Source organism: Methanobrevibacter sp. (assembly GCF_045646205.1).
GTDB lineage: Archaea > Methanobacteriota > Methanobacteria > Methanobacteriales > Methanobacteriaceae > Methanocatella.
Map to the genome: position 1 here is coordinate 50,942 of NZ_JAZRKF010000064.1, position 16,562 is coordinate 67,503.

Annotated in this window: 11 protein-coding genes; 4 read left to right on the forward strand and 7 right to left on the reverse strand. The window is 32.1% G+C overall.

Annotation, left to right across the window (positions count from 1 at the left end; all coding sequences use genetic code 11):
* Positions 1-47 precede the first annotated feature (47 nt).
* Positions 48-962 carry a thiamine-phosphate kinase gene (thiL, locus tag ACKI44_RS11355; protein WP_407424466.1) on the forward strand — a complete coding sequence of 305 codons (915 nt, stop codon included), beginning with the start codon at positions 48-50 and terminating at the stop codon, positions 960-962.
* Positions 952-1,824, forward strand: coding sequence for an AmmeMemoRadiSam system radical SAM enzyme (amrS, locus tag ACKI44_RS11360; RefSeq protein ID WP_407424468.1), 873 nt, complete (start codon positions 952-954; stop codon positions 1,822-1,824). Before thiL ends, amrS begins: the two co-directional genes overlap by 11 nt.
* 1 nt (position 1,825) lies before the next feature.
* Here the strand turns inward: amrS and ACKI44_RS11365 are convergent, their stop codons facing one another.
* From ACKI44_RS11365 to ACKI44_RS11385, 5 genes are all read right to left on the reverse strand, one after another.
* Entirely contained in the window at positions 1,826-3,082 is a 1,257-nt protein-coding gene (locus ACKI44_RS11365) for a UbiD family decarboxylase (RefSeq protein WP_407424470.1), read from the reverse strand.
* 8 nt (positions 3,083-3,090) lie between these two features.
* The gene (gene purE, locus ACKI44_RS11370; protein ID WP_407424472.1) at positions 3,091-4,113 is read right to left on the reverse strand and encodes a 5-(carboxyamino)imidazole ribonucleotide mutase; all 1,023 of its coding nucleotides are present in this window, start codon (positions 4,111-4,113) and stop codon (positions 3,091-3,093) included.
* 84 nt (positions 4,114-4,197) lie between these two features.
* Positions 4,198-4,626, reverse strand: coding sequence for a GtrA family protein (locus ACKI44_RS11375; RefSeq protein ID WP_407424474.1), 429 nt, complete (start codon positions 4,624-4,626; stop codon positions 4,198-4,200).
* Between the two features lie 302 nt (positions 4,627-4,928).
* Positions 4,929-5,828, reverse strand: coding sequence for a glycosyltransferase family 2 protein (locus ACKI44_RS11380; protein WP_407424476.1), 900 nt, complete (start codon positions 5,826-5,828; stop codon positions 4,929-4,931).
* Between the two features lie 9 nt (positions 5,829-5,837).
* The gene (locus ACKI44_RS11385) at positions 5,838-7,313 is read right to left on the reverse strand and encodes a hypothetical protein (RefSeq protein ID WP_407424478.1); all 1,476 of its coding nucleotides are present in this window, start codon (positions 7,311-7,313) and stop codon (positions 5,838-5,840) included.
* A gap of 58 nt (positions 7,314-7,371) precedes the next feature.
* Here ACKI44_RS11385 and ACKI44_RS11390 point away from each other — a divergent pair, with 58 nt between their 5' ends.
* A complete protein-coding gene (locus ACKI44_RS11390) occupies positions 7,372-8,901 on the forward strand; it encodes a DUF2142 domain-containing protein (protein ID WP_407424480.1) in 1,530 nt (509 codons plus the stop codon).
* Positions 8,902-8,975: 74 nt separating this feature from the next.
* On the opposite strand, the gene ACKI44_RS11395 is transcribed toward ACKI44_RS11390, so the two are convergent.
* On the reverse strand, positions 8,976-11,126 hold the full coding sequence (locus tag ACKI44_RS11395) for a Tex family protein (protein WP_407424482.1): 2,151 nt from the start codon (positions 11,124-11,126) through the stop codon (positions 8,976-8,978).
* A 1-nt stretch (position 11,127) separates the two neighbouring features.
* A complete protein-coding gene (locus ACKI44_RS11400) occupies positions 11,128-12,141 on the reverse strand; it encodes a putative glycoside hydrolase (protein WP_407424484.1) in 1,014 nt (337 codons plus the stop codon).
* 169 nt (positions 12,142-12,310) lie between these two features.
* Here ACKI44_RS11400 and ACKI44_RS11405 point away from each other — a divergent pair, with 169 nt between their 5' ends.
* Entirely contained in the window at positions 12,311-16,519 is a 4,209-nt protein-coding gene (locus ACKI44_RS11405; protein WP_407424486.1) for a C1 family peptidase, read from the forward strand.
* The last annotated feature ends 43 nt before the right edge of the window (positions 16,520-16,562 follow it).

The window sequence follows — 16,562 nt, forward strand, 5'->3', positions numbered from 1 at the left end:
TTTTTGAATCTTAAAACTTATTTATTTTAAAATCAATACTAATATACATGGCTTTAAAGGTCTCAGATATTGGTGAAAAAGGATTAATTAACTATATTTTAACTAAATCACAGGATATTATTGCTGATGATACAGCTATTACTAATTTTAAAGATACAAATCTGATTTCTACCTGTGACATGCTCATAGAATCAAAACATTTTCCCGATGGAATGTCCTATTTTCAGATGGGTTTTAAAGCCGTAACCGTTAATGTAAGTGATCTTGCAGCTATGGGCGCTTCACCTTTAGGATTTTTACTTTCCATCGCTCTTCCAAAAGATTTGGAGGTTAATTATTTTAAGGAAATTATTGATGGGGTTATCAATGCTTGTGATTACTATAAAATCCCTTTAATTGGTGGAGATACTAATGAAGCATCTGAAATTATCATTTCCGGAACAGCTTTGGGGTTATGTGATAAGCCGATAATGAAAAATACCGCAAAACTTGGAGATTTGATTTGTTTAACAGGTGAAATTGGCCTTGCCGCTTTGGGTTTTAATTTAAACGGCGATAACATTTACACTAAAAAGGCATTAAAGCCATTGGCCAGAATAAATGAAGGAAATATTATTAAACAGGCTGGTGCAAGCTCTGCAACGGATATTACTGATGGATTAGCTTCAGAGCTATATGAAATGAAGCCAAATTCCTTGGGATTCATGATTTATGAGGATAAACTTGAAATATCTGATGAATATAAGGAAATTTCATCTAAATTGGGTTTAAATTATTTGGATTTACTTTTGCATATTGGTGAAGACTTTGAACTGGTTTTTACCATTGATAAGGCTAATGATTTGGATATTGACTATACAGTCATTGGTGAAGTTAATGATTCGGATAAAATCCAAATAACATTGAGCAGTGGTGAAGTAAAAGAAATTGAAAATAGGGGATATAATCATTATGTTAGTTGATACAAATTTATACAAAAAAAGCTCCAAGACACAAAAGATCCGATGTGAGATTTGTGCAAATTATTGTAAAATTGGCGAAGGTAATGTTGGCGTTTGCAGACAGCATAAAAATGTTAATGGAGAACTTTTTGATTTAAGTTATGGTATTGTATCTTCTTTAAGTCCGGATCCTATTGAAAAAAAGCCTTTAAATCACTTTTTACCAGGAACTTTTACATACTCAATCGGAGGTTTTGGATGTAACATGACATGTTTGCACTGCCAGAACTATATCATCTCACATGAATATGAAAAATTTGGCAATGGGATTAAAATACTGCCAGAAACCATTGTGGAAAATGCACTTAATTATAATTGTAAGTCGATTGCTTGGACCTATAATGAACCTACGATACACTTGCCCTTCAACAAAAAAACTTCTTTACTTGCAAAGTCAAAAAACTTGAAAGTAATTTATGTAAGCAACGGTTACATGTCAAGTCAGTCACTCGGTGAAATTTTAACTTTTGTCGATGCATTCAATATAGACTTGAAATCCATGTCTGAAAAATTCTATAAAAAAGTTTGCGGTGCCGATTTGGACATAGTTTTGGATAATTTAAGAAGTATTTATCTTGCAGGCAAACACCTGGAAGTTACAAATCTTATAATTAATGATTACAATGATTCAACGGAAGAAATAGAACAGTTATGTGATTTTGTTGTTGATGAATTGTCGGCTGATGTGCCTTTGCACTTTTCAAGAGCATTCCCTTACTATAAAATGAGAGATATAGAACCGACCAACAGGGAAATTTTATATGAGGCTCGAGATATTGCCCATAAAAAAGGAATAAAGAATGTTTATTTGGGAAATATTTAAATTACTCCCCAAAACTAACTCTTTCAAATTTTTCAATAGTTTTTAAAGATTTTGTAGCATCAACACCGATTTTTGTTGTAGTACCGTCGCTTTCAGCTACAGGATCAAGAGATGAACCTCGCACATTAGGAACAATCATAATGTCTCTGTCACCTTTTACACGTGTAGCTATTGCATACTCAACATCTTCAGCATCAAATACATTAACATCTGTATCTACAACAACACAATGTTTCAGAGATGGATGAGCAGATAATGCTGCCATTATAGCATTCTTACCGTCACCTTCAGTCTGTTTATTAATTGATACGGCTGCATGTAACCAGCAGCAACCTCCTTCAGTTAAGACAACATTTTCAACTGTAGGAACTGCATTTTTAACGGATTTGAATATTCTAGGTTCCTGAGGAAGACCTTGCAATAATTTATGTTCAAATCCTGCTGGAATAATAGCATGATAACATGGATTATCCTTTTTAATATGCATTTTTTCAAGGTTAATTACAGGCTGGTCACGAATAATATCATAAGTGTCTGTTAAATCAACGAAAGAACCTTCACGAACGGTTTCAGTTACAGAAATCTTACCTTCAAGGATAATGTCTGCCTGAGGAACTTCCAAATTTCCGCATTTGATTAATGTCAATTCACCATCTTTAAATGCATTTGCAACATCCATTTCATTGTAATCTATAGGAATTGAAGTTGTACTTGCAAGCAATATTGCAGGGTCTATTCCGATAGCTATTGCAATATCAAGGTCTTTTCCTTCTTTTTGAGCATTTTGGAAATAGGTATAAAGGTTTCTTGGAACAATCCTGATGACAAGTCTTTTATTGTCCAGTACCATCATTCTGTGAATTGATGCGTTTTGAATACCAGTTACCGGGTCACGTGCAAAAACGACACCTGCGGTAATGTATTTTCCACCGTCTCTTTTGTAATGGGTTAATATAGGAATTTTATCCAAGTCAATTTCTAAAGAATTGTATTCACTAAAATCAGTAAATTTATCAACTTTAATAGGATTATCACTTGCTTCAATGATTTTTTCAGTAATCTCGGATACTTCACAGTTAATTGATTTTGCAATCTTTTCACGTGTGTTACAAATACCTGAAATGACAGGCATATCAAATCCTTTAACGTTTTTAATTATTACAGTATCCTTTGGATAATCCCTTAAAACACGTGATACTTCATATTCACTAGATAATTCATCTGTGATTTCAATAATATTTTCATCATTAATATTCATTTAAATCCCTACAAATTAATTTTTTTATCTTTTAATTTAGTTAAAACTTCGATAATGTTTTGATCTTTAATTGAAAGTATTTCACCAGCTAAAACACCAGCATTACGTCCGTTGTTAATGCCGACTGTTGCTACAGGTACTCCCGGAGGCATGTTAACTGTGGTGAGCATATGTTCTCTTCCAAGTTCGTTTTCACATGGAACACCGATGACAGGTCTGTCTGTTAGGCCGACTAAAGCACCGGTAACCTGTGATGAGTTTGAACTGATTCCAATAAATATTTTAGAGTTTTTAACAGTATTAACATAACTAATGAACTTTTGATTTGATCTGATTGGACAGACAACTTTCATGTTATATGTAATTTGAAGCCTTTCTAGAGTAGCACTTACTTTTTTGGCTACAATCAAATCGGATTGTCTTCCCACAATAATGGCAACATCCGCATCCGGCTTTATATTGCTTTCATCAATTTCAATAAGGTCTTCCTTTTCAATTTTCAGATTTTCAACTTTTAAATAGTCTTTTACAAGGAATTTTTTATCTTCTAAATCATCAACAACTTTATTACTGTTAAAAACCTTTTTCTTATATTCTTTTCTTAAATTAATGACTTTTTGGCGAACTTCACTGTCGTGAATAGCAATAAATTGGGCAGCAAGTATAGCACCGTTGTCTCCCCTGTCAATTCCTACAGTTGCTATAGGTGAAGGATAAGGCATATGGACACATGAATCAAGCGCATCAATACCTCCTGTTTTAACATCAACAGGAACTCCAATTACAGGTCTTGGCGTATAAGCGGCAATAGCTCCAGGCAAGTGTGCTGCAAGTCCTGCAATTCCTATAAAAACTTCAATTCCTGCATCTGTGGCCTGTTTTACAATTTCACGAACAAGATTTGGTGTTCTATGGGCCGATGCGATTTTTAAGCTATAAGGAATTTCTAATTTTTCTAAAATATCCATACTTTTTTCAGCAATAGCAATATCAGATGCGCTGCCTAATATAATCATCACTTTTGGAACCATTATAAAATACCTTCATTGAATTTATTATTTATTATTATAATTTTTTATTATATTTAATATTATGATTTTTTAAAAGAAGTTTGTCTAAATTTTTTTGCCGTAAAACATTACACGACGTGCTGAGAAGTTCCAGAACAGAACTAATATTGATGCAATGATTTTAGACCATAAATAGTTAATAGAACACATGTCTGTAAATATATAAAGAAGTATTTCAGTAAATATCAAACCTACAAAACTTATAGCTAGAAATAGGTTAAATTCAATAGCTCTATTTTCGATTTGGCTTTGATTAAATACCCATGATGTGGATAAATAGTAATTTGCCAAAACAGATATGAAAAATGCTATTGCAGCTGAAATCAGATAATTCAAATGCACGAATTCAACCAATGCGAAATATATAAAAAAGTCTATTAAAAATGCCGTTCCCCCAACGAAAATAAATCTGAAAAATTGGAGAAATATATTGTCAGTCTTATCAACAAATAACTTTTTAATTAAACCGTTCATATAATCACTTGTGCAAATTTGATATTAAATATAATTCTATTTCTTAATAATCAATATTAATATTTTGCTTATATTAATTTTTAGACTGTCAAGATAATAAGAGTGTTGGCAGATATTATAACACTTTAATTAATGTTCATTTTTTGGATTGTTTATTTTTATTTTTTTGAATTTTGTTCAATTGATATTTTTAAAATATTTTTTTTACAGTATGGGCTTATTTTTTTAATTTCATATGAGTATTTTCTTTATTTTTTAATAATTCTATTTATATATTTTCTATATCTTTAAATATTAATTAATTAGAAATTATCTTCTTTTATAATATATTTTGGTCTGTTTTTAGTTTCAATATATGTTTTTGCCAAATATTGGCCCAAAATTCCAATGGAAAGTAATTGTATCCCACCGATAAACAATATAATACTAATTGTTGATGGCCAACCACTTACAGGATCGCCAAATAATAATGTTCTTATTACAATAAATATGATGGAAATAAATGCTATTATTGAAAATATAATTCCCATAACTGTTGATATGTATAGTGGAGCTACAGTAAAAGATACAATGCCTTCAATTGAGTATTTGAACAGCTGCCAAAATGACCAGCTGGTTTCGCCTTCAATTCTTTCGACATTTTCGTATTCAATCCATTTCGTGTTAAATCCTATCCATTCAAAAATTCCTTTTGAAAAACGGTTATTTTCATTTAACTCCAAAATAGAATCAACTACGCTTCTATTCATTAATCTAAAGTCTCGCGCACCATCAACTAATTCAATATCACTTATCTTATTCATTAATTTATAGAATAGTCTTGCAAAAAATGACCTTATTTTTGGCTCGCCGGCTCTTGTAACACGTCTTGTTGCCACAATGTCATATTCATCAACATATTTCATCATTTCAGGTATTAATGAAGGAGGATCCTGTAAATCCACGTCCATTAAAATAACATAATCGGCAGTAGTTTTACTCAGTCCGGCATAAATTGCAGCTTCTTTTCCGAAGTTCCTTGAAAATGAAATATAACTCACATCCTTTAACTTTTTTATTTCGTTCAATGTGTTATCAGATGATCCGTCATTGACAAAGATTATATTGATGTCTATGTCTTTTAAAACATAGCTTACTTCAGTGAAAAACTTTTCAATATTTTTTTCTTCATTATAACATGGAACAACAATATCTAATTTCATATAAACTACCTAAATATCAATTTTATAAATTTTAAACGTGTTATTTTTTAATGACTGATTAAAGCCAACTTCTTCAAGGTTTATTCCCTGAGCCCTGACTTCATCGATATTTTCATGCCCTCCATCAATGTAATAAACTTTCGAACCTCCGGCAATTTCCGATTGAATTCCTGGGTCGTTTATTGCCTCTTTTACATGCATTCCGATATCCTCGCTGAATGAAAGATAATGGTTGTTTGGCAATAGATATCCGTGGAGTTCAAAATATGTCGGGAAAAAGTCAGCTATTATAACATTTCCGCTGCCTATAACTTCATTCAATGAATTCATCTCGATTTCAGTATCTGCTGCATCCTGTGTTTGTATATTAATGAAATTAACACATCCCATAACACCGATTATTAGGACGAAGCATAAAATGACGTAAAATAATTTTTTATTCTCATACATTTTTGCCAGTAGGATTGAAAAGCCGAGCCACAGGCATCCGAGTGACGGGATTAAAAATCTCTGATGGAAACACGGCTGGACTGCCAGTGAAAGTAAAACTCCAATAATCGGTACCATTACAAAGGCGGCAATGCTTGCAATGGCGAATTTGTCTCTTACTTTATAAATTAAATATAAAAATATTAAAAGGAATATGCTTCCAAGAATTGTAGGAGATACCAGTTCATTTGCCTGGATAAAGAATGCTGCAGGGGATAAAACGAAGTATACATAACTGATCAATGTGTTGACTGTAATCGGATTAATCCAATATCCGCTTTCATATGTGGCCATCTGATTAAAAACAATAAATGTCCAAGGTAAAAATACTATAACGCCAATTGCAGCAGATAAAAACCAGTATTTCAGCTGCTCTTTGTTGTTTTTGAAGAGGTAAATAAATAAGAGCACATAAATGCTGAATGATCCTGCCGCTGAAAAATAATGGGTGTATGCTGAACCTATTGTTAAAATTGTTAAGATAGCCCAGTTTTTTAAATTTGAATTATTTTTAATGATTTCATAACTGTAAATCAGACTTGCGGTCACGAAAAACAAACCCCAGGAATACATTCTGACTTCAACGCTGTAAATCATCAGCTGAGGCATTGATGAAATGCATAAGAAGAATAATCCTGCAGTCAAATATCCAAAATTCTTTTTAACTTTGGTTATTGATAAAATCCCAATCAGGTATATTGGAATTAATGATACAATTTTTCCCACGACTCCAATATCCAAGAATGTCAGGATTTTTGCAAATGATTTAAAGATTAAATAATATAATATGGGATGAACGTCTTTCGGTCCGATTAAAAGCATATCAGAGACAGACAGTTGTGAAAATGCAATTGAATATAGTTCATCGTACCATAATCCAATTTTTGTCAATCCTATATATGTTGTAATCAAAAGAAAGATTATTCCAATAATGAAGAGGAAAATTCCCAGGTTATCTTCATTTGAATTATTCTTGAAATCATTTAACTTTAACATCGTATCACTCTTTATTTTTAATATTATTTAAATATCTAATAATCTAAATAGTTAAATAATGGATTTCGAACTAAATTTTGTAAAATATTATGATGCGGCATTGGAAAATAAAAAATTTTTACTGATTTATTTTTTACTTGTTGGCGTTTTAACCCTATCTATAGTATCAATCGATAATGTCTCACATCCGGTAATGGAAGTAATTATCTTTATTTTAACTATTATTTTAGGTGTTTTTTCAATTCTTTACTATATTTTACATGACAGTGAGTTACACAAGGTCGCCTTTGTTATTATAATTTGCTTTGGACTGATTACCGCATTTTTAACTCCAATTGCTATAGTTCCCGATGAAACTGAACATATGGTAAGGTCCGAGTTGACTTCAAGTGGTGTTTTAATACCTGAACCACAGTTTGTAAACAATACCTTTTCAGGATTCAATACCATTAAAAGTGCAGTGGATTTAACTAACGACCAGGGAAATACCGTTTTTACAAGCAATATTGATAATGTTAAGATAGACCACACCAAAACCATTTATTCTTCGGCATTTATGCAGAATCCATTTTTCGGTTATTTGGCTCAGGCAATAGGGATATTGTTAGCTAAACTCCTTGATTTGAATGTTATTTGGATGTTATGGCTTGGCCGTATTGCAAATTTAATACTCTATGCATTTTTAATTTCAAGAGCGGTTAAAAAATCTCCAGTTTTAAAGATTCCACTGATTGCGATGGCATGCATGCCTTTAGCTATTTTTCAGGCGGCATCATTCAGCATTGATGTAATGATTAACGGATTGGCTTTCATCATTATCGGATACTTCCTGTTCATGCTTAAATCTGAAGATAACTCCATTAATTTAAAGGATTTAGGAATATTTTCTCTTTTGGTTCTTTTGTGTGGCTTATGTAAGGTTCCATATCTTGCATTAATATTTTTAATATTCATAATTCCAAAAAATAAGTTTAAAACCCCATTTTACTATAACATTATTGCATTTTTAATTGTTGCTATATTGGGTGTTTTATGGACCAAGTTCTATGCAACGCCTAACTACATCTTTTCTTATCGTGCTGATTATTTCATAGCAAATAATGTAAGCATGCAAGGCCAGATCAATTATCTGTCCAATCATTTGCTTTCTACTATTGTAACTTATGCAAATTCATTTAATTTTATCTATTACATGTTTGCAGGACTTTATAGCTTTTCAATGGTTGAGTTTTCATATGAATCACAGCTATTGACTCTATTCGGTTTGCTTTTCATGGGAGCAATAATATTTTTATATCCAAATAAGCTCGAAATATCAACAAAATCAAGAATTGGGGTATTGATAGTAGCTTTAATGATATTTATCGGTACTTTTACAATACAGCTCTTGACCTGGACATCAGTAGGTAAGTTATATGATGTTTCTCTTCAGCCAAGATACTTCATTCCTCTTTTCGCTTTGCTTCCATTTGTTTTCGGGTTGAATAACAATACTTCTGAAGATGAAAAAATTAATAAATTTATAATGATAATGGTCATGGTTCTATTGTCCGGATTTAGCATATTGACCGTTTGCAGATTCTATTAATATATGGTCGCTACAGTAAGCTTATTGGTCCTAAAATTATCTTAAAAATATTATGACAATTTTTCATATCTTAATTAAATTTTCATAGATAATTGAATTCTATTTCTTTGTATGTCTACATCCAGGACTTTAACATTGACGATTTCGCCGACACTGACGATATCAAGTGGGTGTTTAACAAATTTGTCTGCAAGCTGTGATTTATGAACCAGTCCGTCCTGGTGAACTCCAACATCTACAAAAGCACCAAAATCCACTATATTTCTTACAGTGCCTTCTAAAATCATCCCTTCTTTTAAATCATTAATGGACAATACGTTTTTTCTTAATTTAGGTTTTGGCATATCCTCACGGGGGTCACGGCCGGGCTTTTTAAGTTCATGAATGATGTCCTTTAAGGTTTCAGTACCGATTCCATACTTTTCGGAAATTTCATTTAAATCAATATTATCTAATTTTAAATTTTTACCGCCGATATCTTCTAAAGTGTATCCCAAACCCTTTAAAAGCTTCAATGTTGCGTCGTATGATTCCGGATGGATTGTAGTATTGTCAAGAGGATAATCGGGATTATCAATCTTTACAAAGCCTGCACACTGTTCAAATGTTTTTTTACCTAATTTCTTTACATTCAACAGTTCCTGTCTGTTTTTAAAGCTGCCCTTTTCATTTCTATATTCAATAATGTTTTTTGAAGTGGTCTTGTTCAGGCCTGAAACATAATTAAGTAAGCTGTATGATGCGGTATTTAAATCCACACCAACTTCATTAACAACCTTTTCAACAACGCCCGTTAATGACCCATTAAGTTGCTTTTGATTCATGTCATGCTGATATTGTCCAACACCAATGGATTTTGGATCTATTTTAACAAGTTCAGCTAAAGGATCTTGAAGACGCCTTGCAATACTGACTGCGCTTCGTTCTCCTTCAGAAAAGTCTGGAAACTCTTCATCTGCCAGTTCACTTGCGGAATAAACTGATGCGCCAGCTTCATTAACAATGATGTATTCCACACTTGTATTCTTAATAATGTCTGCTACAATTTCTTCAGATTCTCTTGAAGCAGTTCCATTACCTATTGCAATCACGTCAATATCATATTTTTTAATTAAATCACGAACGGTTTTTTTAGATTCTGCAATTTTCTTTTGCGGTTCTGTCGGATAAATTAAAGCGGTATCTAAAACTTTTCCCGTATTGTCGATAATTGCCAGTTTACATCCGGTTCTAAATGCAGGATCCCATCCGAGAATGGTTTTTCCGGCTAAAGGGGATTCCATTAACAGCTGATTCAGGTTTTTGGCGAAGACTTTAATTGATTTTTCCTCAGCCTTTTTAGTTAAAAAGCTCCTGATTTCACGTTCTATTGCAGGGGCTATCAGCCGTTTATATGAATCGTTAATTGCTTCAGTAATAATTGGGGTTGTATGAGGATTATATTCTAATTTTTCAGGTATTTTGGATTTGTTTTTAAGAATATGGCGTTTAAGATAACTTATAGTGTCATCCGTTTCAAGTGTAACTTTTGCCCTGATTACGTTTTCCTTTTCCGCACGATTAATTGCAAGGATTCTATGTGGCGGAATTTTTCTTAAATCTTCACTATATTCATAGTATATGTCATATTCAGATGAAATATCTCTATTTTTAACTTTACATTCAATTTGTCCCGTATAAAAAGTATTTCGCCTAATTTTTTTCCTAAAACCGGAGTCATCTGAAATAATCTCGGCTATAATGTCTTTAGCACCATCAATGGCGTCTTGAGGTGTGTCAACACCTTTTTCAGGATTAACATAATCATTAGCTATTTTTAACACGGATTTTTCAATATCCTGCCTTAAAATAATATCTGCTAAGGGTTTTAATCCTTTTTCTTTAGCTATTGAAGCTCTTGTGTTCTTTTTACTTTTGTATGGCCGGTATAAGTCTTCAAGCTCAACTAAAGTTTCAGCTTTTAAAATCTTCTTTTCAAGTTCATCAGTTAATTGGCCCAATTCAGAAATCTTTTTAATAATTTTGGATTTTTTTTCTTCAAGATTTCTAAGGTACTTTAACCTTTCATCAAATTTCCTGAGGACTTCATCGTTAAGTGAACCGGTAACGTCCTTACGGTATCTTGCGATGAAAGGAATGGTATTGCCCTCATCAATTAAAGCAATTACCTTTTTTACCTGCCAATATTCAAGATCCAGTTCCTTTTTAAGTGTTTCAGTTATCATGTTAGTTAATTTTCTTGTTATCTAATTCTTCATTCATTCCCCATTTGAAGTATATCACGCCTTTAGCACCATTATCAAAAGCATAATGTCCATCTTTTATTAATTCATTGGCGGATAAATCAGTTACATTAAAATCGGACTGATATGTTTGAAGGCCAATCCAGACTTCGGCATCTCCTGTATTATCTACAAACCATTTTGTTGTATTTTTAATCCAGTCACTGTTTTCCTGATAATTTCCTTTATACATCATAGGAACTATGACATCAACATATTTGCTGATTGTTGGAATGTCCTGACCATAATAATATGGATCGTTTTCTGCTTCAGGCATAACCGTTGCAGAAACTGTTAAAGATGGATTAACTTTTTTTATCTCTTCAGAAAAGCTTTTAACAAATTGGGTTATTGCCTTTGTTCCATTTTCATATTTGTAAGCGTTACCTTCATATCTTATATAATCCATTTGCAATCCGCTTACTCCTTCAAGACCGGCATAATATCTTGCTTCTTCGATTTTGTAGTTGAAATATTGGGTATCAGGCGTTCCATTTTTCAATGGTGAAATCCAGCTGCCTGTATTGAATATCTGCATCCAAATATGAACTTCTATTCCATGCTCATTTGCCTGATGAATCCATTCCAAAACATCCCGCTGGCCATGTTCAGTAAAAGCATATGAATTTAAAAATATGATATTCACGCCATTTTTGGAGAGTTTATCAAAGTCTACGTTATACATATCTCCTGACCATACCCAATATCCGTGTTTATCTTCTTTTCCAAAAAAATCAAAAAGTCCAAAAAAATCAAAGTCTTTTGACACGGAGTTTTCATAAGGCATTAAATCAGGTTGTTGTGGGTGGTGATTTTCCGGTGGATGGTTTATTTCATAAAGTTCATTATCAACACTTGGCTCTAAATTCATTTCATTATCCGATGAATTTGCAGCATCATCAGCACAAACCAATGAAACTGAAAAAATAAAGAACAGTGTTAATAACAATATTAACAATTTTTTATAAATAAATAGTCCTCCTATATCTCCCTTCTATTAATGGTTTTTTATTAATCTTTTATATTATTTATTGTTTTTTTGACATTTTTTGAAAAAATATTATAAGTTAATATGTAATGAAATTAATATCTATTAACACTATAATCAATTAATATTGGGGTGGAATATGAAACATTTTTTTAAGATTATTATTTTATTGATTCTATTGTTAGTCGTTCCAATTGGTTTTGCCAGTGAAAACCTTACGGATGACTATACTATTTCAATAAGTGATAATGATGAAATACTTTCTTCTGATGTCTATTTTGATTCGTCTTCTAGTGTAGACGGTAATGGTAGCCAGTCAAATCCATATAATCATCTTGATTCAAGAAGGTTAACTGACAACAGCATTGCTCATTTCGCTGACGGTGAATATACATTGGATGGAACGAAATCTTTTTATAATTTAACAATAATCGGTCAAAGCCCATTAAACACTATTATTAAAAGTGATTTATATCAGTTACGCAGTCAGGATACTTTAAACATATATAATATTACTCTGGATGGTGTCAGTATATGTAACTATAAAAACTTTAATGCCTACGGTGTTGTTTTTGAAAATTGTAGCGGTGCTTATAAAGGAAGTTATTCCAATGTTTTTGGTGGTGCAGTTTATTCAACTGGCGGTAACGTTTTAATAGATTCATCTTCTTTTAAAGGCAATACTGCTCTATATGGTGGTGCTTTATATGCTACAGGTTCAAATGTAAAAATAATCAATTCAACTTTTGAAAATAACTATGCTGGCAAGTATGGTGGTGCAATAGCCAGTGAAGAAGGTTCTGTTTTAGAGATAACTGATTCTTCTTTTGTTAATTGTTATTCATTAAATAATGCAGGAGGTGCGATATATTCAAAAGAGTCTTCATTAAATGTAAAGAAATCCAATTTCTCTTCATGTAACGCTACATTTGGTGGTGCAATCTGTGATTTAAGCTCTAATTCCAATATAGACTCAATTATTGCATCAAACAATAATGCTAAATCTCAAGGCGGAGCTATTTATAAAATGTATGGACAAATGACTCTTACGTCTTCTTCATTCACCTCAAATAAGGCATCAAGCGGCGGTGCAGTCTTTGCTGATAATTCATCTGAAATTTCAATCAAATTATCAAAATTCAATTCTAATGAAGCTATAAATGAAGGTGGTGCAATTTATACTATTTTAAATACAAATGAAACTGTATCATCAAATACTTATTCAAATAATAAGGCAAGCACAGGAAAAGATCATTATGAAAGCACAGGATATAATTTGGTCATTGGAAATGGAAATTACATCCAATACGTTGGTGATTTTTCTTCTATTCAGGAATTGCCTTCCAGATATGACTTAAGGGATTATAATGAAGTAACTCCAGTAAAACATCAACAAAGCAGTGGAAATTGCTGGGCATTCAATTCACTTGCCGTTTTGGAGTCCTGTATTTTAAAGGTATCCGGTGAAAGCTTGGATTTATCCGAAGAAAACATGAAAAACATCATGGCTTATTACTCAGATTACGGCTGGATATTAGAAACCAATAAGGGAGGTTATGATGATATGGGTGTCGGTTACCTTGTAAGCTGGCTTGGAACTATTGGGAATGAATTAGAAAGCTACAGTGACCATACTGTATTGTCTCCGGTTGTAAACAGTTCCATTCATGTTCAAAACCTTGTTTATCTAACACGTACTAATTATACAGACAATGATGCCGTTAAGGAAGCTATCATGAAATATGGTGCTGTGACAACAGGAATTTATTATTCCTCCTCATATTTGAAATCAAACAGTTATTATTATTCAGGAACTACCGGTCCTAATCATGCAATAACAATTGTCGGATGGGACGACAACTACTCCAAAAGTAATTTTAAAAATACTCCTCTGGGAGATGGGGCATGGATTTGTAAAAACAGCTGGGGTGAAACTTGGGGTGATAAAGGTTATTTCTATGTCTCATATTATGATATAAACTGTGTAAGGATTGGAGGTTATGATAAGTCATCATATACATTCATTTTAAATGATACAAATCATTATGATAAAAATTATCAGTATGACATTATTGGAATCACAGATTATCTGATTACAGGTAAAAACGAATCATGGTATCAAAATATCTTTAAAGCTACAGGTAATGAGCTTTTAACCGCATTTTCAACATATTTCAATACAACAACCAATTGGACAGCTCAAGTTTATGTTAATGATGATTTAAAATTAACTCAGGATGGTGCGGCCAGTGCAGGTTATTATACTTTCAACTTAAATGAAAAAATTCCTTTAAAAACCGGCGACACATTTAAAATTGTTTTAAAGATTTCTACAGATAAATTGGCATCCATTCCAGTATCTGAAAAAATCAGATCAAATAGGGTACTTTATTCTAAAGGAACATCATTTTTCAGTTTTGACGGTAAAGATTGGATAGATTTATACGATTTTAATGAGAGCATGCCTGAATACGGTCATAGTTATGAATCACAGGTTGCATGTATCAAGGCATTCACTACATATTATTCAACTTCAAGCATTGTATTGAACAGTCCGAAATTTGTTGACATTAATACTCCATTTGAGGCTGTAGCTACTGTAAGTGATGGTGAGGGCAATCCGATTAATTCCGGTATGGTAACATTCACCATAGATTCTAGGATATATAACATTACAGTTAAAAACGGTAAGGCCACATTAACAACTAAATTATATTCAAATGGAAATTATACACTTTCCGCCAAGTATAATGGTAAAAATCTTTATTCCAATTCATCAACAGCCAAATTAATTAAAACTAATGTTGGAGATACGAATTTAACTTTAGAGATTTCAGACGTTAATTATGGGGATGAATTGATTATTAAAAATACATTACTCAGTTCCGGTTCAGAAGTCTTAGCAAATATTGACGTTAAAATTGGCCAAAAAACATACACTCTTGTTTCAAATAGCGAATCCAAAATCACTGATATTTTTGTTCCTGGCAAGTACACTGCAGTAGGTTCATATTCAAATATTGCAAGTGCAAATGCAACATTCAATGTAAATAAGGCACCATTAACAATGAATTTAACTATTGTAAAAACAGATGATTTAGGCGTCAATATCACTGTTGAGTTTTCCAAAGCATTAAATGAAAGTGTTGAAGTAAAAGTGAACTCTAAGCCTTATAATGTTAAAACAACTAATGGTGTTGGCACTTTAATATTAAATGATTTGGATTATGGTAATTACACTGTTGAATCATCTTTTTCAAGTCCTTATTATCAAAATGCTTCTGCAAATGCCGCTTTCAGTATTGATGTTATGAAAACTAATTTAATTGCCGATAATTTGGAGATGTTTTATCATGACGGTTCCAGATTTTATGTAACCCTTAAAGATATAAACAATAATCCTTTATCTAATCAAAACATTGTAATTAAATTAAACGGCGTTGATAACAAAAGGACTACTAAAGATGACGGTTCAACATCCATTGCCATTAATTTGGATAGCGGCCTGTATGAAGTTGTGGTCACCTATTCTGGTGAGGGTATTTATCTCAATTCTTCAGTATCAAGAAATATAACTGTTAAATCAACGGTTATTTCATCAGATGTTGTTAAATATCACAGAAACGGAACCCAATATTATGCAACTATCCTTGATAATAAGGGCAATATTGTAGTTGATGCAACTGTTGAAATGAACATCAATGGAGTATTATATCATCGTAAAACTAATGAACAGGGTGTTGTAAAATTAAATATCAATTTAGAGCCTAAAACCTATATTTTAACTCTAAAAAATCCAATTACTGGTGAATTGAAATCTAATAATATAACAGTTCTTCCTAGAATAGTTGAAAATTATGATTTGGTGAAATATTATAAAAATGCTTCAAAATACTCTGTTAAATTATTGGATGAAAAAGGATCTCCATTGGCCGGTGCCAGTGTTTCATTTAATATAAATGGTGTATTTTATACAAGAACTACTAATTCCGATGGTATCGCCAGTTTAAATATTAATCTTAGGCCTGGAACCTACATAATCACAGCATTTTATGGTGAATCAGTAGTTTCCAATAGCATCACTGTTTTATCCGTCATAGAATCTGAAGATATCGTCATGAAATATAGGGACGGAACAAAATTCAAGGTTACAATATTGGACGGCCAAGGTAATCCATATCCTAATCAGAGCATTGCTTTCAACATTAATGGTGTGATGTATTCAAGAGTAACCAATGCTACGGGTGGAGCTAGTTTAAATATTAATTTACAGCCTGGAAAATATATAATTACATCAATGTATAACGATTTAAGCGTTGCTAATACTATAGAAATTAAAAGCGCCTAAATCTATTTTTTATTTTTTAAAAATTTATTAACTTGTAAACTAA